The following is a 23,895-nucleotide window of genomic DNA, read 5'->3' as shown; positions in this document are numbered from 1 at the left end:
TATTTTGTCAGGTTTAAAATAGAGTATGAAAAAAAAGCATAGAAAAAGTCTGCCATTTCGACAGACGTGCAAAGAAAATCTGACTTATTGTTTTTCAAGATATTCTAAAATAAGCTGATTCACGATGGCCGGCTTTTCGTGGCTGATCCAATGGGACGCTTCATCCACAAATATTAAATGCCCGTTTGGACAGCGGCTTGCTGTTTCTTTTGCAAGCTTTCTGCTTAAAAAGCGGTCTTCCATTCCCCAGATCATCCGGTAAGGGGCTGTATGGTATTCGCGGGGGTTTTCCGCAAGGCTGCCTTTTCTGAGGGCCCTGTACCAGTTCAGCATTGACGTCAGGGCGCCAGGCTGCTTCCACGCTTCTTTGTACTTTTTGATATCCTCGGAAGAAAAAAGCTCCGGCCGATCAGATAGCCCGATGGCTTTATCTAATTTCTCATAATTATTTTCTTTTAATGCGGCCTCCGGTTTGTCCGGCAGCTGGAAGAAGGCAATGTACGAGCTTTTCAGCCATTGCGGAGGGTAGACTGGCGTTACGGTTTTCATGATGTGCGGATGCGGTATGTTAATGGCGATCAGCTTTTCAACATATTCCGGACGTGTTGATGCCAAGTGCCAGGCTACTGCTCCTCCCCAGTCATGCCCGATCACAATTGCTTTTTGATCAGTGAATTGCGAAATAAGCCCAATGATATCATCTCTTAATGTATCAATTCGATAAGCCTCAATTCCTTCGGGTTTATCACTGAGGTTGTAACCGCGCTGATCGGGAGCAATCACCCGATACCCCGCATCGGCAAGCGGTTTGATTTGATTTTTCCAGCCATACCAAAATTCAGGGAACCCATGGAGCAGGACAATAAGCGGGCCGTCCTCCGGCCCTGCGGAAGCAACGTGGAGCGTGATCCCATTTGTTTTGATAAACTGACTATTAACTCCTTCCACTCAACTCTCCTCCTTGACTTTTCGTCATATGTTTCAGCCTTTTCTCCGTCAGCATAAAAGTGATGATACAAGCAGCAAAAAGCATGATCAGCTGAAGAATGATAAAGCTTGATCTCAGCAGCACCCCGGCCCCCAAGACAATCAAACCTGACAGGATCATGAGCGCCGCACTGTAACGGTTGGCTTCATTCCATAATCTTTGATCTGACATTGAGCGTCTCGTTCTGAATCCATATACACTGTTAATGGATTTTGGAGGGAACAATTTGATGAGAAGACCTGCAATGATCATGAGCCCTCCGCCGACTAAACAAGCCATATGATCATCTCCTTTCTCATTGTTACGTTCAGAAAGAAGAAATGTTTCAATATCAAGGCAAAAAGACAAGCAAGAGCCTGTCTTTAGCGTATTTGTAAATCCTTTGTCTGAATATAGCCTTTTACCCCACCATAATCAACGAATGCCCAGCTGAAATCAAATCCTCCGTTTTCACTGAATCCCCAGCCGAGCAAAGTGACTTCTGTCCCGGAGGAAAGCTGTTTGGCTTTTCCATTTTCCGGTGTTGGTGAATAGAAGGCAGTCTGTTTTGCTGTTTTTGCTTGACTTGCGGTTTTCATTAAGAAGTGTGTTGATATATATGCTTTTTTCCCTTTGAATTTGATTTGAGCCCAATTAGCATTTGCAAATCCCTTTACAGTGACTTTCTGTTCAGATGATACCGTGCCGAGAATCGCGCTTTTTTGATTTGGCTCAGTTCGCACATTCAGTTTTCCTGCTTTAACAACATAAGAATCTGATGATGGCATGGTGACATTCATGGTCTGAGGGGTTGCGGCTTTTGCTGCGGGAGCGGTGCTACATGCTGTGAAACTCAGTCCTGCGGCGGCTGTTAAAGCGAGCAATACTTGTTTCTTTTTCATTTATAGCTCCTCCTCGTATGTTGACAAGATATAAGAGGTATTCCCTTATTGCCCGGTGAATGAAACACTATTTGTTTATTTTTTCTAACAATTAAGGAAATGTTAAGGTTTGTAAGGTGTACATTACATACTAATACTTGTATGATACATTATGTAAGGTATACGTTACATAAAGAGAGGTTCAAATTAGATGAAGCACGGGGTTCGTAATTGTGTAAAAGAATACAGAAAAGCTAAAGGATGGACACAGGATCAGCTGGCAGAAAACATTCAAGTGACAAGACAGACGGTCATTGCAATTGAAAAACAAAGATATGAACCCTCGATAGGCACTGCAATTAAATTATCTTCAGTATTAGAGTGCTCATTAGAGCAATTATTCTGGATAGAAGGAGACAAATAATATGAACATGACGTATCGTACTGGATTGTTTTTGCAAACTTTGCTTCCCATTTTATTGTATGTCCTTTATTGGCATTCACCTTCAACTTTAACACTTCTGTTAGCAGTCATCGGAACTGCACGAGTTCTTTATTCTGCCTCACATATTCATAGAAATAAACTCTGGGGAAACGTACACCTTCAGAATGACCAACGCACCCGCTCAAATGCTCATTTCGCGGGCTATATATCACATTGGGTGATGATTGTTCTATTGCTAATAGGTGCTGTTCTTATTCATCAATCTATGCTTCCTTTATCCTATCTGCAGCTGATTGCATATACTGCTTTTCTTGGTTTTATGATTAGAATGGTGATGAGTGATGTACTCAATACAAATGTGTAAAAAACAGCCTGCCGTACTTTATGCCGGCAGGCTGTGTTAATGTAAAAGACCTCTGCTTTGGTTTAAGTAATCATTTACGTCTTCACGGCCGCTTTGGAAAAGGTGGAGCTGGCCGCCATAGTTCTCAATCCACTGTGTGACGATTTTTTCGGTCATTTTTTCGCCTTGGTAGGCGTGTCCGGCTTTTGCATAGGTTGCTTCAAAGTCGCTCCATAACAATTCCACCCATGTTTTCGCCTGAATGTAGCTGATCATATCGTTTTTTTCCAGAAGCAGATTTGTCAGTTTTTCAATATACGTATTCATTTGGTGGTCTCCTTTCCTTCAGGAAAAAAATTACGCTTTAAAACTTCATGTTCTCCATATACTAACCTTACGTCTTCATCTGGCAAGACGCAACTTTTTGATCTCGAACCTAGGGGGATATGACATGGTCCGCAATAAAGAAAAAGGATTTCCTTACGAAAATGAAAACAAGTTTCAAGGTGAACCGAGAGCGAAGGACGACTATGCTTCAAAGCGTCCTGACGGGTCCATCAATCAGCATCCTCAGGAAAAAATGAGAGCCTCCGGCAAACGATAAAAGAAGAACAGCTGCACATGTGCAGCTGTTTTTTTACCCTTTATTGACTTGATATTCATAGACGCTTTTCTTTTCAGACAGATGCGCAAAGGTTGACAGCACCAGTCCGCACGCGGTCATCAGCGCCCCTCCTGCAAACAGCCAGGAATAGGAGCCGGTCCCGCTTAAAATGATACCGCCGATCCACGCGCCGAGCGCATTGGCCAGGTTAAATGCAGACACGCTCACAGCTGCGGCGATCGTTGTGCCGTTCTCAGATGAAGAAAGAACCTTTGTTTGCAAAAGAGGCGGCGTGCCGAATGCGCAAGCGCCAAATAAGAAAGTCCCGATAATGGCTGCGGCCGGATAAACGGCGATGTACGGAAATATCGCAAGTACGCCGATCAAACCGATCATGACGCCAATCATGGTCCGGGTCAGCAGAGGAAGCGGCACTTTTCCCGCAAAGAAATTCCCTGCAACCCCGCCCAAACCATAAGCGAAGAGAGCACCTGTAATGCCGACTGTGCTGAAACCCGCTGAATTTCTTAAAATCGGTTCGATAAACGTGTAAGCGATAAATACGCCTGAATAGCCTAAAATGGTAATCGCAAAGGAATACAGCACCTGTTTGTGTTTAAATACTCCCCACTCATTCATGAGCATCGGGATGACTTTTGGTTTTCTGTTCGGCACGGTAGCCATCAGGCCTAAAAATCCGATCACTCCAAGCACCGTAATAATGGAAAACACGACTCTCCAGTTTAGGACATCACCCAAGTAGGAACCGAATGGAACACCCAGCATTAAAGCCACTGTTAAACCACCATTCATAGACGCAGCGGCTGCGGCACGTTTTTCTGGCGGCACCATTTCACTAGCAAATACCATCGCAATTGCAAAGAATGCGCCGTGAATGGAAGCAGATAAAATTCTTGAGACGGCCAATACCGCAAAATTCGGTGCCAGCGCACTTAACAGATTGGAAAGGATGAAAATCCCCATCAATCCAAGAAGCACCGGCTTTCTCGGGAGCTTGACAGAAACAATCGTGACAAGCGGGCCTGTCACACAGACGCTTGCCGCATAAGCGGTAACAAGGAGTCCAGCAGAGGAAACATGTATATGAAAGTCATTGGCAATCGACGTCAAAATACCCATCACCGCATATTCTGTGTATCCAATTGAAAACGTGCAGATCATAAGAACAAAAATAATGAATTTTACAGATGGATTTTTCATACTCAACGTCATCGCCTCCTTTAATTTTTAAAAAACAACGAGTTCCATCTTAAAAGAAATCCAGGATGAATTCAATCATTTTTACTCTAAAAATCGCCTTGAATGTGCTCAAATAAAAAAAGAGGCTGATATTCAGCCTCTCGGTCATCCCTGCTTCTTTTGCTGCAATACTGAGATTGGAAGCGCTTCTTCTTGATCGGGAGCCGATGTTCTGTATCCCCAAGCGAAAACGCCATTTAAATAGTTAATGTAAAACTCGTCCTCAGAGCCGTCCACAATATACGTTTCTCCCGGTGAGAAGTCCTCCGGGTTCAGCAAGTAAGCTTTTGCCATTGCAATTTTCCGTTCGAGCACTGCCAGTTCATTGATGATTCCAAGCTGTTCCGCTTTTCTTGCTTTTTCTGAAAGTCCTGCGATTTCTGTATTGAGTTCGTGCGTTGTCATTTGACTGTATCGTTTCTCCATTTTTCAGCTACTCCTCTTCCCGCAGAAATTGCTCGATTAAATCGAGTGAGAATCCTTTTCTAAATAAAAATTGTTTGACCTTCATGGCACTTTCATAGGAGCCGTCATAACGGTATTTTCTAAACGCTTTTTCCGCATGAAGACGCAGCGCTTCTTTTTCAGTGTCTTCATCATTTTCGTATTCAATCTGCTCCAGCGCCGCAGAGATGACATCAAATGAAAAGCCTTTGCGCTGCAGCTGCATCTGGGCTCGCTGTTTGATTTCTTTTGAAGAGAGTTTCTTGTCTTTCTTCAGAAGCTTTTCGATATGCTTAACTGCTTTTTCTGTCTGTTCCTCAAACGAGAAAGAACCTAGCGTATCTTTAATCGTATCGTCATCGATTCCTTTCGCCTTCAGCTCTCTGAACAAAACGTCAGGCCCTTTTCCGTTTGTTTTTTTGTGAGTGCTTACATAGGCCGCCGCAAACTCTTGGTCATTTAAATAGCTGTAATCGTTCAGCCTATGAATCACTTCCGCAATGACGGGCGCCGAGGTTTCTTTTTTCTTTAAGTAGTCTTCTACCTCTTTCGTTGACCTCATTCGATAGGATAAAAACTCAATCGCACGGTTGAAGCCTTTTTTCACTTCATCGCCGTATTGAATCTCAATGATCTCGAGGTCATCAAGCTCTTTCCCCTTTTTAAGCTCAAATTTCACGAGCACATCGGCGTCAACGCTGAAAGCATATTTTTCATCCAGAAAAATATTAAAACGTTCAGTATTCTTCTTTTGCGCTGATATCTTTGTAATAAATGGCATCTTAATCTCCCTTCTCCGGTCTCAAACGCGTTTTCTATGATCAAAATGAGGTAAAGTATAGTTATCAGAACGATGAGGAGAGATGTGTATGAATATTGCAATGACGGGCGGAACGGGTTTTCTCGGTACGCATCTGACTGGCGTCCTCACCCGCCAGGGACATCATGTTTATATCTTATCAAGAAACGCGGGAAAAACTGAACAAAAAAATATCACTTATGTCCAATGGCTGACTGAAGATGCTGCGCCTGAACAAGAACTTCCTCATATTGATGTCTGGGTGAACCTTGCGGGAAAATCGATTTTTGGCCGCTGGAATGAAAAAACGAAGCAGCAAATTCTCTCCAGCCGGATCGATGCAACCCGGGAAGTACGGCGGCTTATTCATAGACAGGCGGAAAAACCGAAGGCGCTTATTCAAGCCAGTGCAGTGGGCATTTACGGCACTGACCTTGAAAAGACCTTTACAGAAGACTCTCCCACGTCAGACGAGGATTTTCTCAGCCATACTGCACATCTGTGGGAACGTGAAGGGCAAACTATTGAGGCGATGGGCATCCGAACGGTTTACGCGAGATTTGGCGTGATGCTTGGAGAAAAAGGCGCTCTCCCGCTAATGGTTCTGCCATACAAACTGCTGGCCGGCGGAACGATCGGGACTGGCAATCAGTGGCTGTCCTGGATTCACGTGGAGGACGCCGCCCAGCTGATTCTATATGCAATTGAAACCGACAGCATCTCAGGTCCCGTTAATGTGACAGCGCCTAATCCGGTTGAAATGAAGCACTTCGGAAAAACGATTGCACGGGTGGTACATCGTCCCCACTGGCTCCCCGTTCCAGAATTCTTTTTATCAAAAGCATTGGGTGAGATGAGCCTGCTTATTGTGAAAGGACAGCGCGCTTTGCCTAAAAAAGCAATTACGTCCGGATTCCGTTTTACATTTTCAGATCTTGAATTCGCCCTTTCGCAGCTGCTGACGGACCGAAAGGCTGTATAAAAACGGAAGGAAGCGTCAACCTTAAGAATAACATGGTTGAAGGAGGTCCTTTTATGGAAAAGAAAAGGGAGAAGCACCAGCAAGGAGCCAACCTGAAGAAAATGCAGGAAGTTCTTTATTCAAGTGAATTTAAAAAGGCGGAAAAAGCTGCTAAGCGGAAGTAGGGATACATATCGCCGGAAAGCAGATACTATGTTTGTTTGATATCACTTTTTAGGGGGAATTTGATATGGGCAGAAATCATATCCACAAAAACCGTGATAAAAACAAACAAAAACTTCCTCAGGTTCCAGATGCGTTAAAACGAGAAACTGACGGCGTTTACGAGGAATATTCAAGCGAGCTCGCTGATGCGGATGACCGCAAAGCGCAGGAGCGCGCGAAAGCGGCCGATAAGAGAGCGAAAAGCAAGAAACGTTAATGAAAAACCCCTTGTCTCTGCTTGAGACAGGGGGTTTTTTACAGCTCGGTGAACCGTTCCTTTATCGGTGTGCGTTTTTTCACTTCCGGCATTTCATCAGGATAGCCTGTTTGTATGATCGCGGCGAAGCGCTCGTTATCCTGTAAACCGAAGGCTTGATGCACGTCTTTATCATAGAGGATCTTTCCGCTTTTCCAAACCATGCCGATTCCTTTTTCCCAGGCAAGAAGCTGGAGATTTTGAATCAATGAGCTGGTTGCCGCAAAATCATCATCTCTTGCTCTTTCGTTCTCATCTTCCTGAAATACAACAAGCAGAAATCCAGGCACACGGCTGAGTGTCTTTTTGAAATTTTGGAGTTTTTCTTCCGTCATGTCCGGCTTTGATTTTTTAGAAAATGAAGCAAAGGTTTTAATCAAGCTTGCTTTTCCTGTTTCACTGGAAACGTAAATAAATCTCCAAGGCTCCGTAACTCTGTGATTCGGCGCATATTTTGCCGTTTCTAGCATGTCAAGGATGACAGCCGGAGGGACGGGATCTTGTTTAAATTTACGGATTGATCTTCTGCTGCGTATGATATCCCGCAGTGCTGAATCTTGATTTATCTGTTCGGCTTGAGGCATACCGCTTCACCCTTTCTATCCAATTGAAAATGATTATCAACCATAATCATAACGGAAAGTGCAGCTTTTTGTAAACCGCCAGCCTTATTAGATTTCAAGAATCCGAGTTTCTGAGTAAACGGCAGTCCCTGTCATGTTCACTTTGATGTGATCGTTATCTCCGTTTATTTCAATTTCCACTCTTCCGTCTTTCCCTATCTCCTGTCCTTGCTCAATGATAAATGTGCGCTGCCCGGACCTGACGTATTGCTGCATGTAAGCTCCCATCACGCCGGATGCTGTGCCAGTCACGGGATCTTCTATTGTTCCTGAATACGGCGACGAAAAGTGGCGTCCGTGCAGGTCGCTGTCAGAGTGAATCGTTTCGAAGGTAAACGGGTGCACTGAGGCTTTTGGCAGATCAACTAGAACTTCCGGAAATTGTTTGTTATTCGGCACCATTTTTTTAGAGGCTTCTAATGATTTGAGCGGAACAATTGCAGTCCATATGCCTGTACTGCCAAAAACAATTGGAAGGTCATCATGAAAGTCCTCCGCCGTAATTCCCAATGCGTCCGCGAGTTTTTCCCGGTCGCCCGTAAATGGTCTGAATTTCGGAGCGGCCTGTTCAAGTGTGATATGAATGCGCCCCTCTTTTTCAGAAATGTTTGCTGGCAGGATACCGGCTTTTGTCTGGATGCTGTACGTTTTACCAATCTCTAGCCTTCCTTTTTCACATAACGCGTATAGGGAAGCGACCGTCGCATGTCCGCATAAATCCATTTCGTGTCCAGGAGTGAAGTAACGGAGTTCAAGATCAGCCGCCTCGCTGTTCCGAATAAAGGAGGTTTCTGAATATCCTGCGAGCTCAGCTATTCTCTGCATTTCTTCTTCTGTGTAAGCATTCCCGTGCAATACCACTCCCGCGGGGTTGCCTTTGCCGGGATTTTCCGTAAAGGCTTCATATTTTAATACCTCTGCTTTCATTCGCCTGCCATCCTTTCTGCATCAATGTCTCTGTCAGTATAACAAAATATTAGTGGCAATTTTCAGTCATTATTAAAAAACCCATTTTCTTTCAGAGAAAATGGGTTTACGATCAGGAATTTCTTGTTTTATAGAGCAAATAAATAAAATAGGGAGCGCCGATCGCCGCTGTAAAAACGCCTGCCGGAACTTCGACCGGGGAAAATAAGGTTCTGCCGATGATGTCTGCTCCTAATACGAGCAGAGCCCCGATCAGTGCAGATGCCGGGAGCAGCGCACCGTAAGACGAGCCGACGAGACGCCTTGCGATGTGCGGCGCCATCAGACCGACAAAACCAATCGTTCCGGCAACCGAAACCGCACAGCCCGTAAGAGCCGTACTCAGCAGCAGCAGGAAGAACCGGTTTCTTTGCACGGAGCTTCCCGCGCCTGCCGCAATATCTTCACCGAGCATTTGTATATTCATATTTTTAAGACAGATAAAACAAATGAATAAGAGAATGGCTGACAGCAACACGGCTATTTTTACATGCTGCCAGTTCGATCCGTAGACTGAACCTGTTATGTACACATTGGCTTGAGACGCCCTGTAGATCGGGCCTTTGATCATGAGCAATGTGGTCATCGCTTGTGCAGACATTGAAAATCCGATTCCGATCAGCACCAGCCGAAACGTGGAGGCGCCATTTTTGTATGCGAGTAAATAAACGATAAGTCCAACAACTGATGCCCCGAGAAATGCGGCTGCCGGAAGCCATGACAGACTGATCGTCAGTGAATCGCTCCGGTCTGAGAAGAACATCATGACAAGCACCACAGCCACAGCCGCTCCCCCCGTGATTCCGATAATATCCGGGGATGCGAGAGGGTTTCTGACCAGCCCCTGCAAAATTGCGCCTGCCGCAGCCAAGCAAACGCCGGCGCATACAGCTGTCAAAATTCTTGGCATGCGGAACGACATCACCATCATTTCATCGAGCTTTGAACCTGCACCGAAAAATGTTTTGGCCACATCCCAAGGAGGAATGAACCGCTGCCCGAGCCCGGCGCTTATGATGAACACAGCCGCTGTTAAACCGAGTAAAACAAAAAAGACAATCCATGCTTTCTTTTCAGCCGCTGTAAAGCCAAAACGTAGTTTCATAGATTCGCCCCCCTTCTTGCGATGTAAACAAAGACAGGCATGCCAATCATCGCCGTCATGACCCCGACCGGAACCTCCTGAGGCATAATGATATACCGTGCCCCGATGTCCGCGGCAACAAGTAAAATTGCACCTAAAACAGCGGAAAACGGCAGAACCCAGCGATAGTCATTGCCGATGATAAAGCGGGCAAAGTGCGGGATGATGATGCCGATAAAGGAAATCGGCCCGGCAATGGCGACAGCCGAACCGGCAAGCAGGACAATGCATAGTGCCATAACGAATTTCAGCAGTCCCGTTTTTTGACCGAGTCCTTTGGCAACATCCTCTCCCATGACAAGAAGATTAATTTTTTGGCCGAGGAAACAGCTGATCATAAGCGCTGCCGCGGCATACGGAAGCATTGTCAGCAGCAAATCAAGACTCCTGCCCTGCACAGAGCCCGTCAGCCAAAATAGCACCTGAGCCAGCTCGAGTTCATTGACGGAAAGCATGCCTTGTGTCAGCGAAGAAAACATTGCCGCCATGGCTGCTCCAGCCAGCGTCAATTTGATCGGCGTGAGCCCTTCTCTTCCAAGCGAACCTGCGGCATAGACAATCGCGGCGGTAAAGGAAGCACCGAGAAACGAGCTCCATACAAGCGCTTGGGGTGATTGAATATGCAGAAAAAATGATCCGGCAACAATAAAAAAGCCGGCCCCTGCGTTGATTCCGAAAATCCCTGGTGATGCTAGCGGATTTTTTGTCAGCGCCTGCATCAGAGCGCCGGCAGCCGCAAGGGAAGCGCCGACAACTGTGGCAACCAGTGCTCGCGGGAGCCTGACGTCTTTAATGATGACTTGCTCATTTGATCCGTTAAAAGATGTAAATGCTTGATAGACCTGTCCCCATGACGTACCGGTATAGCCGTAAATGACACTTGCGCAGACAGCCGCCAGCAAAACGAAAAGCAGACATAATAACAAAATCCATTTCGAATAAGCCTCTTTGAAGATCATCATCCAATTCTCCTAGTGATTTACTATGTACCATTCTTCACCTTGACTGCAGTAAATTAATTGTTTTTGAGAATCATCCTCAATTAATGATTGACACTCTCACCACTGCTTATTATGATCTAAATGATAATGAATTTCAATATTGGGAGGAAAAAGATGAAAAAGCATATCAGCATGTTATTTGTATTCCTTATGGCCGTTATGGTGCTTTCTGCCTGTAATAGTTCAGAAAGTTCCGGTAACAGCCAGGGGGCAAACAGCAAAACAAGAACGGTTAAACATGCAATGGGGACATCAGACAATATTCCAGCCAATCCAAAACGGATTGTCGTCTTAACAAATGAAGGGACAGAGGCGCTTTTAGCGCTTGGCATTAAACCAGTCGGGGCCGTGAAGTCTTGGAAGGGTGATCCGTGGTATGCCTACCTGAAAGACGACATGAAAGGTGTGAAAAACGTCGGGCTCGAAACCGAACCGAATGTGGAAGCCATCGCGGAATTAAAGCCTGATTTGATTATTGGAAATAAAGTGCGCCAAGAAAAGATTTATGATCAGCTAAATGCGATTGCGCCGACGGTTTTTGCTGAATCTTTAGCCGGGAACTGGAAGGATAACCTGACTCTTTATGCCGACGCGGTGAATAAGGCCGACAAAGGCAAAGAAGTCATTGCCGATTTTGATAAGCGCGTTGCCGATATGAAAGATAAGCTTGGCGATCAGACAAACAAAACCGTGTCTGTTGTACGGTTTCTGTCCGGCGAGTCGAGAATCTATTATAAAGATTCATTCTCCGGCATTATTTTAGACCAGCTAGGTTTTAAACGTCCTGAAAAGCAAGTGGAGCTATTCAAGAAACAAAAGGACCAGTTTACGTTCTCAACAGACAGCAAAGAATCCATTCCTGATATGGATGGCGATGTGCTTTTTTATTTCACTTATAAAGCCGATAATGCAAAAGATAATGAAAAATGGGCCAACCAGTGGACGAGCAGTTCACTATGGAAAAACCTTAAGGCTGTGAAGTCAGGGAACGCCCATGAGGTCGATGACGTCGTGTGGACAACCGCAGGCGGAATCAAAGCCGCAAACTATCTGCTTGACGATATTGAAACATATTTCTTAACGTCTAAATAAAAAAAGAACTCCGTCTGTTTAGACGGAGTCTTTTTTGCTTTTGCCGATCAGACGCGTGACGAGGAACATGGTGACAGAAAGAGATCTGTTTTTCCGATACGCCAAGTATTTTCCGCGCCATTCGGGTTTGTATTTTTCTTTAAATGCCCTGAGCCCGCTGAAGCTGTACATATACCGAACATTATTAAAAATGACAGCCGCGAAGCGTTCTGACCAGAAGGATGTAAATGCTGTGCCGACATTGGCCAAAGGCGCCATACCCATGTTAAATGACGTGCATCCCTCCTCCTTCGCCCATAAAAACATGCGGATGAACAATGCATCCATAATACCGTTCGGGGCGTCAATGCGATAGCGCATCAGATCGACCGAGATTTCGCCTTCCTGATACATCGGCATGATATTTGCGAAAGCCACAATGTCCCCTTCAGCATTTTTCATATAAGCGATCGGTGCTCTCTGTAAATACGATGGATCAAAGAACCCGAGTGAAAAGCCCTTCTCCTTTTTCGAGCCCAGCCATTCATCTGAGATTTGTTTGAGCTCTTCTAAAAATGCTTCCGAAAATGGGGGATGGTCAACATGGAAGGTATATTCCTCCCGTTCAAACCGGTTATTGATCGCCCGCAGACCGGCTTTTTTCTTCCCTGATATGGTAAACGTGTTTAAGTCCACATAGGCTTCCTCGCCAAGTTTAAAAAAGTTATACCCAAAATCGTGGTACAGCGCCATGTCCTCTCGTTCGATTTGATAGAACAGAACACTGAAGCCCTTTTGATGTGCTTCGTTCAGAAATTCTTCGAGCACAAGGGGGAACGATTCCTTTTGGCCGGACGGATCGCCAAGCACGACCAGACGTCTTGCGATTTTTCCAAACAGAAGCAATGCATTACCGTCGCTTGAGAAATAAAACCGCTTATCCCCCAGAAAGCCGAGATGGCTGAGCGCGTTGCCGCCTTTATCATTCAAAAACTCAGCAAGACGTTCTGGATCAGCTTTTTCCCCAATGGGTTTGGTTTTCTTATGATACACCACTGTAAAGATAAAGAAGAACAGCGGAACGGCGATGACTGCCATAATGGTCGCATGTGTAATATGAGAAGTGCTGTGGACGAAATATTCGTGGCGCAGCACCTTCTTCATCCGATCCCAGATGAAGCTTGCGATAAGGTTATAGTTAAACAGCGCCACAGTAAACAGAGCCGCAGCGAAAATCATTTGCCTGAGCGTATAGGAAGCCTGTTCTCTGACAAATTGTTTTTTCAACAGCACAAGCAAAACGATGATAATCGGCAATATGAATATAGCACTGATATTAAGACCTTTTAAAAAGCTGAAAACAAACCCGCCGACAAGCGCTGTAATCGCCATTGTATAGGACCGTTTTGTCCGTTTATAAAGCTCGATCGGCAATATCAGCAAAATGAGCGCTGAGCTTAAGGACAGCCCATTGAACAGCAAAAGGACCGGATGCGGAATGTGCGGAATGACTGTCAGCCGATCAATCGGCAGTGACACCGACGCAAGGACAATGAGACCGCCTACGAACACAATGAGTGAAAGCGATCCCTGCAAAATCCTCACTAACATGGCCCGCTGTACGACAAGCAGAACGTTTGTCGTTTCAATTGCCGGTGCAATTCGCGGGTTCGTTTCAAGCCGTTTCATCGTACTTTCGGTCAGATCGCCGGCAGCAAAGAACAGCCCCAAAACGAACGGGATAAATGAATAGACGAGCCGGTACAGCACAATCGACGTCACAATGGCTTCCTGATGGTAGCCTAGCTGCTCCATTCCGAGCAAAAACAAAAGGTCAAACGAGCCGAAGCCGCCTGGAACAAGACTGATCATGCCTCCGATTGCCGCAATCACAAATACCCCGAACACATACCTGATATCAGCATGAATTCCCATGGCGAGCAGAGACAGATAGATCACGATTCCAGCCATAAGCCATTCTGCTATGGAAGCGCCCATATAAGCGAAAATCGGATTTTTCACTATGTCTCCGCCCTCTTCATCCTCTGCTTTGCGGCCTTTTCGTATAGCCGCCGCCAAAGAGATCGGCACAATCAGCGCGAAGCCGATAACAACCGCCCACAGCCATGGTTTTTCATTGATGACTTCATCTACGGGCAGCAATCTTGCGATAACGAAAATGCTGAAAACTGAAAGGCCGAGCAGCATCGAGGATGTAAGCCAGGCAATTCCTTTCACCAGCGCTTTATGGTCTTTTGTATGCTCCTTATAAAACATCATTCTTAACCCGACTCCGGCTAACCCTCCGAAGCCAAGGACATTATTAAATGAATTAGCAATCCAGGATACCCTGAACACCTTTCCGTTTGTGATCGAAAGGCGCAGCGAATATTTAAGAACGTAATCATATAGTGACATGGCCGCAACAGCAAGCAGGCCGATGAGCACAAGAATGAATAAGTCGGTCCGCTCCAGCCCGTTGATCACCATAAGCGTTCGTTTGAATGACAGGTTTGTCAATTCTTTCTTCGACTGATAAAACACAAATAGTAAAACAGCAACAGGAAAAACGATTTTTAAAATTGATAAAGCATTCTTTTTATTCAGCAATGGTCTCTCCAATCATATACAGTTCGATATTTCTTTCCCCAATAATCTCCAACTCATTATACACTACCGCTATTTTTCGGACAAAGTCCCATCTGCGGTTTATGCTGACTTTCTTTCAGCAGTTAAAATCGAGTAATATGGTAAGAGGAGCGAATGATGAGGAAGTGATCAAATGGAATATAACTTACATGATACAACAGTATTAAACGAAAATATTCTTTCATCTGAGGAACGTGAAATTTGGGTGCTTTATATGAAAGTCTTAACATCTGCCGGGCTCGGTGATGTGTCTGAGTGGATGAAGCTGGATATGAGCATGCCGCAAATGAAAGTGCTGATGCTTTTAAACAATCACGGAACGCTGAAGGTCAGTGATATTGCAGGGAAAATGGGAGCTTCCCTGTCAAATACAACCGGGCTGCTAGACCGCCTTGAGAAATCCGGCTTTGTTAAACGATCACATTCTGAAGAGGATCGCCGTTCAGTGGTTGTCCATTTAACGGAGGATGCGAAAAATATTTTTCGCGGGCTTTATCAAAAGGGCCATATGAAATTGAAGCGTTCCTTGGAAATGCTGTCTCCTGATGAAAAGCAAGCTGTTTCCAAAGGGCTTTCTATTCTTTCCAGAGCGCTGGAGCAGGCAAAAAAAGAATAATGTCAGGCGAAGTCTGTTCTCACGCAAACTGCGGAGGCAGACTTTTTTCATTTGACATTTAGTTCATTTTAAATGAATAATATATTTTAAGTGAAGTAAAAGGAGTTGATGAGTATGCCAAAGGCATTGGCAGATCAAAAAAGCCAAAAGTGGGCGATCAGCCTGTTTACCATCGGGGTATTTATGGCTGCGTTGGATAATGGGATCATCTCCGCTGCGCTGACCACGATAAACGAATCATTTGCTGTTTCCCCGTCTTGGGGTTCGTGGGGCATTACGCTTTATACGCTCGGACTCAGCGTCAGTGTGCCGATCGTCGGAAAGCTTTCCGATCGCTACGGCAGAAAAAAGCTGTTTCTTATTGAAGTCGGCCTTTTCGGGCTCGGTTCTTTGCTTGTCGCCTTGAGCCAAAACTTTCCGCTTTTTCTTATCTCACGGCTGATTCAGGCGCTTGGAGGCGGGGGAATTTTCATCATCGGAAGTTCTCACGTCCTCGCTACGCTTCCAAAGGAAAAGCAAGGGAAGGCCCTTGGCTTGCTAGGGGCGATGAACGGGATGGCTGCTGTGCTAGGACCCAATGTCGGAAGCTTTCTGCTTGATTGGACCGGATCGTGGCATTGGCTGTTTTTGATTAACCTGCCGATTGCGGTGCTGCTGGTTGTTTTCGGTGCATTTTTTATTGTGGAAACCAAAGCGCCGGAGGCCAAACGTCTCGACACGGCCGGAATTTTTCTTCTGTCCTTGTCAATTTTGGCTGTAATGTACGGCATGACAAACCTTGACGGAACAAATCTATTAAAAAGCCTGGGAGATCCTGAGGTTTATGGATTTATTCTAATCGGTATTTTCTGTTTTGCGGCGCTCGTATGGTTTGAGAAGCGGATGGAAATGCGCGGGGGCGATCCCATTCTGGCGTATTCTTTACTTCGGAATCACCTGTTTCAGCGAACGCTTATCATCGGTTTATTATCCGGGGGCCTGTTGGCGGCGGTTATTTTTATTCCGTCCTATGTTGAGCAATATTTAGGCGTTCCTGCCGCAAAAGCGGGCTATTGGATGACACCTCTCGCCTTAGCTTCCGGAATCGGCGCTTGGCTTGGCGGAGCGCTCACCGACAAAAAAGGACCGGTGAAAACTGTTGTGCTTTCAGGAATCATTTCATGTGCGGGATTTGCTTTATTTCCGCTTTGGGTGACGGAGAAATGGGAGTTTGTGATCGCAAGTGTGGTAGCTGGGATTGGTTTTGGCTTTCTGTTAGGCGCGCCGCTGAACGTCCTTGTATCAGAGGCAGCGAAAACGAATAAGGGCACAGCGCTTGGCACGCTATCATTGGTAAGGCAAATTGGCCTGACATTGGCGCCTACTCTTTATGCAGGTTTTATCACAGCAGGGTTTGACCAAATCGGTGATGAAATCAGCAGCCGCTTATCGGACAGCGGACAGTCAGGGAAGGATATGCAGATGATTCCCGAGATCGACAGCTCAGATGTTTCTTCTTTACAAGAACAGATCGAACGCATACCTGTGCCTGAAGTCAAAACTGCGATAAGCGATGCCATTCATGCAAGTGTTGCCAGCGGCTATGATCATTTATATGCGGCGGCGGCCGTGATTTCACTGCTGGTGGTTGCAGCAATCAGTCTCCCGGCTTTCCGCCGGCAAAAGCGTTAAGACCACCCCATCCGTTTAGAAAGCTCCGTAATATGAGCGATATGGTGATGGGAGTGCCAGACATACAGCCCGAGCGCGTTCTCTAGGGTAATGACCTCTTTTGAATCGGGATGGTAAAATCCGCGCTGAAATTGCTGATCTGTCAGAGTGCGAAGAAGAGCTGTCCATCTTCCGTGAAGCTCCTGCAAAAGCGCGAGTGAACCGCTCGGCTCCGCTGTTTTGGAGTCTGCAAGCTCCGCCCATGCTTTTTCATCATACGGACGGATAGCCGGTGTCTCTTCTGTCAAGCTTAATTTAAAACGGATATAGCCATTCATATGACTGTCAGCCAGATGATGAACAACTTGCCGGACGGTCCATCCGCCGTCTCGGTACGGTGTATCAAGCTGGCTGGCTGTCATCCCCTCAACGGCTTGCTTCAGCTTAGCCGGCACTTCCTCCAGCACTTGAATCCATTCTTCTTTCTGCTCGTTTGATATGAATTTCCTAGGTTTGTACTCTCCTATCGGATAGCTTAGATTGGCTGTTGACATGCCCATTTCCCTCCTGAATGCTTTATTCAATCTTTATTATTTTACAAGAAAACCATTGTTTATTGTGTTATTTTCCCATACAATAAAAAACGACACTAGTGTCATTTTTATGAGCAGGAGGAGAAAACTATGGGTCAATCATTGTTTTGGAGAAATAAAGGGCTGATGACGCTGTTAGCCTCGCAAACGATTTCTTCCCTTGGCGACTGGCTGCACATTTTGGCCGTCTTAACATTAGCCGCCTTTCAGCTGGATGCTTCTTCACTGGATATGTCTTTTTTAATGATGTCATTTGCACTGCCTGTCATTGTTCTTGGCCCCGTATCGGGTGTGCTTGCAGATCGATTTGACAGAAAAATGATCATGTTTCTGTCAGAAATCGGCCGCACCCTCACCGTTATCAGCTGTGTTTATGTCAGTGAGCTTTGGCAGCTTTACGTATTGCTCAGCCTTCAGAGCTGTTTTTCTTCATTGTTTTCACCTTCTAAAAACGGCAAGCTTAAGGAATTGACATCAGAAGCTTTCATTCAGCAGGCTGTTTCTATCAGCAGCATCATCGATAACACCACCAAAATTTTCGGTCCCGCGCTTGGCGGCATAATGGTCGCCGCAGTCTCCATTCATTCCGTTTTCTTCATCAACGCGGGCGCTTTTCTTCTGTCTGCTGTCATTTTGTTTTCGCTTCCGAGAGATGCGTTTAAGCAAACATCCAATACACCTCAAGACAAAACATCAGCACTTGCTTCTATAAAAGAAGGTTTTCAATTTATGAAACAGACACCTCTTCTATTGACGGGCTTGTTCACGGCTTGCTTTGTTCTCTTCATTTTGCAGATTGGTGATTCACAGGCTATTATTCTCATCCGCTCTTTTCCCGGTGCGCCGCCCGAGCTTGCAGGATGGTGCATGGCCGTAAGCGGGGCCGGTATGCTGCTGACGGCTGCCATTGTAGGAAAAAGGCGAATTTCCTCTTATCTGCTTTATTTCACACTAGGGGCATGTCTGCTTGGAATAGCAACTGGATGTGTGCCATTTCTGGGTGGCCTCGGAATTGTCGGCACAGCACTTTTTATTTTCGCTTTTTTCATTATGGGAGCGGCTTTCGGCCTCGTCCATGTCCCGTTTCAAATTCTTGTTCAGACGTCTGTACCTGTTGATTATAGCGGCAGAGTGTTTGGCGCTATTCAGAGCACGACGACTCTCGCCTCCATTCTCGGCATGGCGGGCGGGGGCGTGCTGGCCGAATTGATCGGCGTATCTTTTGCTTTTCTGATCTGCGGCTGCTTGCTGATTGCGGCCGGGTTGACTACACTTATAGGTAAGAAAATGTCAGAAAGCAGGCGATATCTTGTCACCGAAAGTAACAAAGGAGCACAAAGATAAACGGCAAGCGGAGATTTTAGAAGCTGCCAAAACCGTTTTTAAACGAAAAGGATTTGAATTAACGACAATGAAGGACGTTGTGGAGGAGTCGGGCTTCAGCAGGGGCGGCGTCTATCTTTATTTTTCCAGTACAGAAGAGATGTTTCGCCGCATCATTGAGGCAGGCCTCGATGAAGGACTTCGAAAGCTTGATAAATCAGCTGAAAACCGAAGTGTCTGGAAGACTATTACCAGCTACCTCGATGGACTGACTGAAGGTCTGCGTGAAGCGGAGGATACATTGGCTCCGGTGCAATTTGAATATTTGGTGACAGCTTGGCGCAATGAAGAACGGCGCGAGTATTTGGAGAAACGTTATGATCTTTTTGTAACAAGGTTTTCGAAGCTTTTGCAAAAAGGAATCGATCAGGGGGAATTTCAGCCGTTGCAGCCTCTGGCGACGATTACTAAGTTTTTTCTCAATGTGAATGATGGCATCATCCAAAACGCGCTTTATTTCGATGAGGACAAAGCTGATGTATCAGGAATGGTTGAAGCAGCTAAACTGTATTTAAAAACAGTATTGCAAGTGAATGAAGCATAAACATCGCGGCAGGAACGTTTCTCCTGCCGCGATGTTTCAGCCTGCGTGATCACGCACTTCCATTTTTACTTTTCGCTTTTTCGGCTGATAGATTTTCCCTACAAACAAATATCCATATTTAAACTTGTTCAGCGCCCAGGATGTCAGGATCGGGCCCGCTGTGCAGACGGCAAACATCAAGAAAACGGCCGGCACAGCGGGAATGTCCGGCATATTCAACAGCAAAACATAGCCAATGATCATAAAATAGGCGTGCAGCAGATAAATCGAAAAGGAGTAGTTACTGATAAACATAATGATTTTCGGCACGTGCTTTATGTTAGAAAACAGGTGAAAGCACAGGAAAATCATACTTGTTGAATAAAGCATGATGTCAGGCCGCTTTGAGCTGATCATGCCGACCTCTCCGAAATAAGAAACAGCCACAACCAACGCGGCGGATCCGATCGCAGCACCGTATATCACCCAGCGGTATTGATTCAGCAGCGCTAAAAACTGCTTGTACTCTTTTCCGCAGTAATAAGCGAGACAAAAGTAGAAAAGCCAGCCTGCAAACGGAACCCAGAAAAACGGAAAGGAACCGCCTTGTTCAGAAGCGGGAGCCGGACTGACTGCTGAGAAATAGCCCAAATAAGCGGCTGTCACCACAAACGAGACAGACAGCACCCATTTTGGCGATGCTTTTTTCAAATACTCATGAAAGAGCATGTGCAGGATGTAAAATTGGAAGATGACAAGAATGAAATATCCGATAAAGTTTCCTAAAAATACGTTTTCCAGATATTTCTGCACAAACGCCAAAAATGTCAGCTTCCCCCCCATTGCACTGGTCATCAGCAAGGCATCTATGGCTGCGATAAATAAAAACGGAATAAAAATCACTTTTCCTCTCTTCTTCAAAAACCCCTCCGGCACCCCATCAGGATAAGAACGCGCCAGCAAAAACTCAGAGATGAAAATGAAAGCAGGCGTGCTGAACATCAGGAGTGTGCGCAAAGAATCAACCGTGTGAGAAATATCGGCAAGTGCTTCCGCCTGAAGCATCAGAACCATTGAAATGATATGGAGCAGAACGACACTTAAGCACGAAATGCAGCGGATCACAAAAATTTCTTTTATTTGCATAACAGCGCTCCTTTATTTCAAATTTTTAGAAATCGATGGTTGTACCATAACACACCTGCTTCAATTGAAAAAAGTGCCTGATTTCTTATCTTTCAGCAATGCATAAAAGATAAGACCCATAAAAACCTATAACTTTTCGGTAAACCACCCTCAGCCATTTGTCCCGTACAGCCGGGCTGCTATGCTTGACGCGCGGGAACAGTGTCCTGTTTACCTTTTGATAATAATCCAATTCGATTTCAGCATTCCCGAGTGAAATCGTTAAAAAAGCTGGCGTTACGGAAGGGACAATTTGTCATGAAGGGTGGGGCTCCCGCATTTGCGAAAAGCTTCAGTAAAGAAGTGGTTGAGCTGGAATATGGAAGCTGAATAACCGCTTACTCTAGGTTCTGAATTCCTCAATCTTTCAGAAAACAAAAAACCTGCTGTCATGAACAGCAGGTTTAATCTAGCGCATACCCTGAGGCATCAGTTCGTATTTAGTCCCCCGCCATTTAATCCTTCTTTGATATAGGCGTTGACTTGGCTATTAGAAAGCAAGCCAATATGGCCGATGCCATAAAGCTGGATGTTTCTGGCTCCTTGTAATCGAGACAAGCTATTGATGACAATTTCATCATTTAGACTGTAGATTGATGTATAGAGAATCTTTTGATTAGGATCTGTACCAGGCAGCGCAACAGATGACACTAAACCATTAGCTCCTCCAAGCGTGACAACATTTTGAATCTTATTGCCCCCGCCTAAGTATTTTATATAGTATAGAGTATTGGCTCCTCCCATGCTATGAGCCACAATATCTACTTTTTTTGCTCCTGTTTCTTTTAAAACACGATCAATATATGCAGCAAGCTGCGGTCCGTTATTTAGGTTATTCCCTGTCTTATCATAAAAATCAATCGCATATAGTTTATTGCTTTGCCAGCCTTGAGAGATTAAGTAATTTTTAATAGCAAAAAAATTGTATGACGCGCCGCTAATCCCATGAACAAGAACAACAGGGTTATGTGCTGTTTCCGCCTTTGCACTTGAAGGCGGAGCGGCTAGAATAGACAAAATCATTGATAGACAAATAGATGATGCAATAAGTAATCTTTTCATTTTCCGTTTCTCCTCAATTATGTATTTACCAGAATGATTATACAATTAAATTTAAACTTGGTAAATATAAACTTATCAGAATCTTCAATTTCTCTATTATTTTGAAATAAGCATAAACCTGTCAATGGGCAGTTGTCTGCAGTACACTTGATCCATACAATCGATAGCAACTTGAAAGGACAATAAGCGTAGGAGACATGCGGTTGTGTTCCCAGTCTCCCTTTCCTATAATATAGGGAACAGATGAAAGCTAGACATGAGATGGCAATGACTATTTGATATAGGACAGTATCTAGAAGGAATTCAATTTTGTTTTCCTGCTATAAGAGAAAAGAGCGATACGATTTGCGGCAGGGCATTTAAAAAACTTCTGTTTTGCAAAAACAGCCATAAACACGGAGGACAGCATGAGAGTATTAAAATACGCCATATTAGGGCTTTTACGAAAAGGCGAATTGAGCGGGTATGATATTACAAGTTATTTCAAAGCGGAGCTCGGCCAGTTTTGGAGCGCCAAGCACAGCCAGATTTATCCTGAGCTCAAAAAGCTGACAGATGAAGGCTTTATCACATTCCGGACAACGATTCAGGGCACAAAACTTGAGAAAAAAATGTATACGCTGACTGACAGCGGAAAACAGGAGCTGCACGCGTGGCTGACCCGCCACCATCCTATTCCGGAAACAGTGAAGGATGAATTTATGCTAAAGGCTTATTTCATTTCTTCTCTGTCACGCCAAGAGGCAGCCGACTTGTTTACAGACCAGCTGCTGAAACGCAAGGAGAAGCTCGCTGACCTGCAAAGGAGCTATGAAAAGCTAATGGCATCAGCAGAGCCGATGTCGTTTTCTTCAACAGATTTTGGCCACTATCTGGTATTGACAAAAGCGCTGGAGCGGGAGAAAACCTACGTTTCTTGGCTGGAGCATATTTCAGCCATGATACAAGAGGATACCCAGGAGCGGCCTTAAATGATCGAAAATGACTGGCCGTCCGTCAAACAACATCTGGAACAAAGACTGAACCTGACAGAAAACAAGATATAATGATAAAAAGCATCTGCCCGGAGGCGGATGCTTTTACGTTCGGAGCGCTTTCAGCCCCACTGTGAAGGTGACAGCTGCAAAAGCAAACAAGATGCCGCAAATGCCGAGTATATCCGTGATGTTTGCCCCGTTAGCGATAATTTCTGTCAGTCCGCTCATCGCCCACTTTTGCGGGAGAAAGTCAGCAATGGACTGCATCAGCTTCGGCTCAATTTCTATCGGCCAATACATTCCGCTTACCATACACGTCGCAATAACGAACAAGTTGCCGAAAGCAAGCTGCTGTTCTGGTGTTCTGACATGGGCAGCAATCATCAGCCCGATACCCACGACTGCAAACAGAAAAAAGGATACTAACACGATCAGCGCAGCCGGATTGCCCCAGCTGATTCCGAACAGCCAATGGGATGCGAGAAGCAGCATTCCAAATTGAATCCAGCCAATCACAAAGAACGACAGCACATACCCCGCTCCAATTTCCGCGCGGCTGACAGACGCGGTGAGCAGTCTCTGCCAGACACCGCTTTTTCGCGCTTCTAATATCGTGCCCGCTGCCCCCATCATTGTCAGCATCACAAACAGAATGGAAAAGCCTGCAGCTCGTGAAGCTGTGTCACTTACGCCCTTACCTTCTTTTTTATCACTGAGAGATTCCCGTTTTACAGCTGTGGCGCTATCCCCATGATCTTTGGCGATTACCGTTTTATAAGCCGACTTCCAACTCTCCCCCGCCGCCTCGGCCGCCGTTTTTGCCGCGGTTACCTGAATGTTGAGCTTTGCCAGCTTGCTTTCGGCATACTGTTTAGCAACGGGCGCTCCTGTTAGTTCTGGACCGTGGCTGAAGACCAGCTCCGGCTTCTCGCCTTTTTCAAGCTTCTCTTGGAAAGTGCGGGAAAGGGTGATGACTCCGGCAATTTTCTTTTGTTTCAGTTTTTCTGAAGCTTTGCTTTTAGACATCGTTTGAAAGGTATACATATCATCAAGTTGCTTGAGCTCCCGGATATAATGCTGTGAAAGAAGCGTATCATCCTGATCGACGATCGCAAGCCGCACCTTATCATCATTTCCGCCGAGCAGACCGCCGAATACCAAGGTCAGCAGCAGCGGGGCAGCGAACATCATCAAATAGTTCTGCGGCTTCTTGAAAATGAGAGAAAGCTCAACGCCGCAAATGGCTATGATTTTTTTCACCGTGTTT

The 23,895-nt window shown here is 45.4% G+C and carries 28 protein-coding genes; 12 read left to right on the top strand and 16 right to left on the bottom strand.

The features are described from left to right. Nucleotides 1–84 precede the first annotated feature (84 nt). The 3 genes from NSU16_RS04595 to NSU16_RS04585 all read right to left on the bottom strand — a co-directional run bounded on the left by NSU16_RS04595 (nucleotide 85) and on the right by NSU16_RS04585 (nucleotide 1,869). Nucleotides 85–948 carry an alpha/beta hydrolase gene (locus tag NSU16_RS04595; protein ID WP_010333458.1) on the bottom strand — a complete coding sequence of 288 codons (864 nt, stop codon included), beginning with the start codon at nucleotides 946–948 and terminating at the stop codon, nucleotides 85–87. After that, complete coding sequence (locus NSU16_RS04590) at nucleotides 935–1,267, bottom strand: SdpI family protein (protein WP_326192466.1); 333 nt, start codon at nucleotides 1,265–1,267, stop codon at nucleotides 935–937. Before NSU16_RS04590 ends, NSU16_RS04595 begins: the two co-directional genes overlap by 14 nt. 83 nt (nucleotides 1,268–1,350) lie before the next feature. Next, entirely contained in the window at nucleotides 1,351–1,869 is a 519-nt protein-coding gene (locus tag NSU16_RS04585; RefSeq protein WP_326226385.1) for an SH3 domain-containing protein, read from the bottom strand. A 190-nt stretch (nucleotides 1,870–2,059) separates the two neighbouring features. Between NSU16_RS04585 and NSU16_RS04580 the strand changes: the two genes are divergently transcribed. Continuing rightward, nucleotides 2,060–2,272, top strand: coding sequence for a helix-turn-helix transcriptional regulator (locus NSU16_RS04580; protein WP_268447384.1), 213 nt, complete (start codon nucleotides 2,060–2,062; stop codon nucleotides 2,270–2,272). Nucleotide 2,273: 1 nt separating this feature from the next. Continuing rightward, on the top strand, nucleotides 2,274–2,657 hold the full coding sequence (locus tag NSU16_RS04575; RefSeq protein ID WP_339192211.1) for a hypothetical protein: 384 nt from the start codon (nucleotides 2,274–2,276) through the stop codon (nucleotides 2,655–2,657). A 36-nt stretch (nucleotides 2,658–2,693) separates the two neighbouring features. Here NSU16_RS04575 and NSU16_RS04570 read toward each other — a convergent pair whose 3' ends face one another. Next, on the bottom strand, nucleotides 2,694–2,963 hold the full coding sequence (locus tag NSU16_RS04570; RefSeq protein WP_024120650.1) for a YfhJ family protein: 270 nt from the start codon (nucleotides 2,961–2,963) through the stop codon (nucleotides 2,694–2,696). Nucleotides 2,964–3,087: 124 nt separating this feature from the next. On the opposite strand from NSU16_RS04570, the gene NSU16_RS04565 reads away from it, so the two are divergent. After that, nucleotides 3,088–3,240 carry a small, acid-soluble spore protein K gene (locus NSU16_RS04565; protein WP_010333452.1) on the top strand — a complete coding sequence of 51 codons (153 nt, stop codon included), beginning with the start codon at nucleotides 3,088–3,090 and terminating at the stop codon, nucleotides 3,238–3,240. Between the two features lie 33 nt (nucleotides 3,241–3,273). Here NSU16_RS04565 and NSU16_RS04560 read toward each other — a convergent pair whose 3' ends face one another. The 3 genes from NSU16_RS04560 to recX all read right to left on the bottom strand — a co-directional run bounded on the left by NSU16_RS04560 (nucleotide 3,274) and on the right by recX (nucleotide 5,725). Next, nucleotides 3,274–4,467, bottom strand: coding sequence for an MFS transporter (locus tag NSU16_RS04560; RefSeq protein ID WP_339192210.1), 1,194 nt, complete (start codon nucleotides 4,465–4,467; stop codon nucleotides 3,274–3,276). A 138-nt stretch (nucleotides 4,468–4,605) separates the two neighbouring features. After that, the gene (locus tag NSU16_RS04555; RefSeq protein WP_010333450.1) at nucleotides 4,606–4,926 is read right to left on the bottom strand and encodes a YfhH family protein; all 321 of its coding nucleotides are present in this window, start codon (nucleotides 4,924–4,926) and stop codon (nucleotides 4,606–4,608) included. A 7-nt stretch (nucleotides 4,927–4,933) separates the two neighbouring features. Further along, entirely contained in the window at nucleotides 4,934–5,725 is a 792-nt protein-coding gene (recX, locus tag NSU16_RS04550; RefSeq protein ID WP_168747241.1) for a recombination regulator RecX, read from the bottom strand. Nucleotides 5,726–5,813: 88 nt separating this feature from the next. Here recX and NSU16_RS04545 point away from each other — a divergent pair, with 88 nt between their 5' ends. The 3 genes from NSU16_RS04545 (at nucleotide 5,814) to NSU16_RS04535 (ending at nucleotide 7,146) form a co-directional block, all read left to right on the top strand. Continuing rightward, entirely contained in the window at nucleotides 5,814–6,725 is a 912-nt protein-coding gene (locus NSU16_RS04545; RefSeq protein WP_339192209.1) for a TIGR01777 family oxidoreductase, read from the top strand. Between the two features lie 53 nt (nucleotides 6,726–6,778). Then, the gene (locus NSU16_RS04540; protein ID WP_010333447.1) at nucleotides 6,779–6,889 is read left to right on the top strand and encodes a YfhE family protein; all 111 of its coding nucleotides are present in this window, start codon (nucleotides 6,779–6,781) and stop codon (nucleotides 6,887–6,889) included. Nucleotides 6,890–6,954: 65 nt separating this feature from the next. Continuing rightward, nucleotides 6,955–7,146, top strand: coding sequence for a YfhD family protein (locus NSU16_RS04535; RefSeq protein ID WP_010333446.1), 192 nt, complete (start codon nucleotides 6,955–6,957; stop codon nucleotides 7,144–7,146). A gap of 38 nt (nucleotides 7,147–7,184) precedes the next feature. On the opposite strand, the gene NSU16_RS04530 is transcribed toward NSU16_RS04535, so the two are convergent. The 4 genes from NSU16_RS04530 to NSU16_RS04515 all read right to left on the bottom strand — a co-directional run bounded on the left by NSU16_RS04530 (nucleotide 7,185) and on the right by NSU16_RS04515 (nucleotide 10,877). Further along, on the bottom strand, nucleotides 7,185–7,769 hold the full coding sequence (locus NSU16_RS04530) for a nitroreductase (RefSeq protein WP_024120644.1): 585 nt from the start codon (nucleotides 7,767–7,769) through the stop codon (nucleotides 7,185–7,187). A gap of 87 nt (nucleotides 7,770–7,856) precedes the next feature. Next, a complete protein-coding gene (locus tag NSU16_RS04525; RefSeq protein WP_339192208.1) occupies nucleotides 7,857–8,735 on the bottom strand; it encodes a PhzF family phenazine biosynthesis isomerase in 879 nt (292 codons plus the stop codon). 112 nt (nucleotides 8,736–8,847) lie between these two features. Further along, nucleotides 8,848–9,879 (bottom strand): iron ABC transporter permease, encoded by a 1,032-nt coding sequence (locus tag NSU16_RS04520; RefSeq protein WP_339192207.1) that lies wholly within the window; start codon nucleotides 9,877–9,879, stop codon nucleotides 8,848–8,850. Continuing rightward, nucleotides 9,876–10,877 carry an iron ABC transporter permease gene (locus NSU16_RS04515; protein ID WP_229148986.1) on the bottom strand — a complete coding sequence of 334 codons (1,002 nt, stop codon included), beginning with the start codon at nucleotides 10,875–10,877 and terminating at the stop codon, nucleotides 9,876–9,878. The genes NSU16_RS04520 and NSU16_RS04515 overlap by 4 nt, the downstream gene beginning before the upstream one ends. Before the next feature lie 156 nt (nucleotides 10,878–11,033). Here NSU16_RS04515 and NSU16_RS04510 point away from each other — a divergent pair, with 156 nt between their 5' ends. Further along, entirely contained in the window at nucleotides 11,034–12,011 is a 978-nt protein-coding gene (locus tag NSU16_RS04510) for an iron-siderophore ABC transporter substrate-binding protein (protein ID WP_339192205.1), read from the top strand. A gap of 18 nt (nucleotides 12,012–12,029) precedes the next feature. Here the strand turns inward: NSU16_RS04510 and mprF are convergent, their stop codons facing one another. Next, nucleotides 12,030–14,600, bottom strand: a complete 2,571-nt coding sequence (mprF, locus tag NSU16_RS04505; RefSeq protein ID WP_339192204.1) for a bifunctional lysylphosphatidylglycerol flippase/synthetase MprF — start codon at nucleotides 14,598–14,600, stop codon at nucleotides 12,030–12,032. Nucleotides 14,601–14,772: 172 nt separating this feature from the next. Here mprF and NSU16_RS04500 point away from each other — a divergent pair, with 172 nt between their 5' ends. Both NSU16_RS04500 and NSU16_RS04495 read left to right on the top strand, forming a co-directional pair. Then, nucleotides 14,773–15,255 (top strand): MarR family transcriptional regulator, encoded by a 483-nt coding sequence (locus NSU16_RS04500; RefSeq protein WP_339192203.1) that lies wholly within the window; start codon nucleotides 14,773–14,775, stop codon nucleotides 15,253–15,255. Between the two features lie 114 nt (nucleotides 15,256–15,369). Then, nucleotides 15,370–16,926, top strand: a complete 1,557-nt coding sequence (locus NSU16_RS04495; protein WP_286058846.1) for an MFS transporter — start codon at nucleotides 15,370–15,372, stop codon at nucleotides 16,924–16,926. Here the strand turns inward: NSU16_RS04495 and bstA are convergent. Then, entirely contained in the window at nucleotides 16,923–17,459 is a 537-nt protein-coding gene (gene bstA / locus NSU16_RS04490) for a bacillithiol transferase BstA (protein WP_339192202.1), read from the bottom strand. The genes NSU16_RS04495 and bstA overlap by 4 nt on opposite strands. Before the next feature lie 129 nt (nucleotides 17,460–17,588). Here bstA and NSU16_RS04485 point away from each other — a divergent pair, with 129 nt between their 5' ends. Both NSU16_RS04485 and NSU16_RS04480 read left to right on the top strand, forming a co-directional pair. After that, nucleotides 17,589–18,842 (top strand): MFS transporter, encoded by a 1,254-nt coding sequence (locus NSU16_RS04485; RefSeq protein WP_339192201.1) that lies wholly within the window; start codon nucleotides 17,589–17,591, stop codon nucleotides 18,840–18,842. Continuing rightward, nucleotides 18,808–19,425: a TetR/AcrR family transcriptional regulator gene (locus tag NSU16_RS04480; RefSeq protein ID WP_229148972.1), complete on the top strand. Its 618-nt coding sequence runs from the start codon at nucleotides 18,808–18,810 to the stop codon at nucleotides 19,423–19,425. The genes NSU16_RS04485 and NSU16_RS04480 overlap by 35 nt, the downstream gene beginning before the upstream one ends. Before the next feature lie 36 nt (nucleotides 19,426–19,461). Here the strand turns inward: NSU16_RS04480 and NSU16_RS04475 are convergent, their stop codons facing one another. Beyond that, nucleotides 19,462–20,550, bottom strand: a complete 1,089-nt coding sequence (locus NSU16_RS04475; RefSeq protein ID WP_339192200.1) for an acyltransferase family protein — start codon at nucleotides 20,548–20,550, stop codon at nucleotides 19,462–19,464. Between the two features lie 468 nt (nucleotides 20,551–21,018). Then, nucleotides 21,019–21,651 (bottom strand): triacylglycerol lipase, encoded by a 633-nt coding sequence (locus tag NSU16_RS04470; protein ID WP_268511114.1) that lies wholly within the window; start codon nucleotides 21,649–21,651, stop codon nucleotides 21,019–21,021. A 407-nt stretch (nucleotides 21,652–22,058) separates the two neighbouring features. On the opposite strand from NSU16_RS04470, the gene NSU16_RS04465 reads away from it, so the two are divergent. Beyond that, nucleotides 22,059–22,622, top strand: coding sequence for a PadR family transcriptional regulator (locus NSU16_RS04465; RefSeq protein WP_339192199.1), 564 nt, complete (start codon nucleotides 22,059–22,061; stop codon nucleotides 22,620–22,622). A gap of 108 nt (nucleotides 22,623–22,730) precedes the next feature. Here NSU16_RS04465 and NSU16_RS04460 read toward each other — a convergent pair whose 3' ends face one another. After that, nucleotides 22,731–23,888: an ABC transporter permease gene (locus NSU16_RS04460; RefSeq protein ID WP_339192198.1), complete on the bottom strand. Its 1,158-nt coding sequence runs from the start codon at nucleotides 23,886–23,888 to the stop codon at nucleotides 22,731–22,733. Nucleotides 23,889–23,895: the final 7 nt, after the last annotated feature.

The organism is Bacillus sp. FSL K6-1003, assembly GCF_037964945.1.
Lineage (GTDB): Bacteria > Bacillota > Bacilli > Bacillales > Bacillaceae > Bacillus > Bacillus mojavensis.
This window is presented reverse-complemented; position numbering and strand designations above follow the sequence as displayed.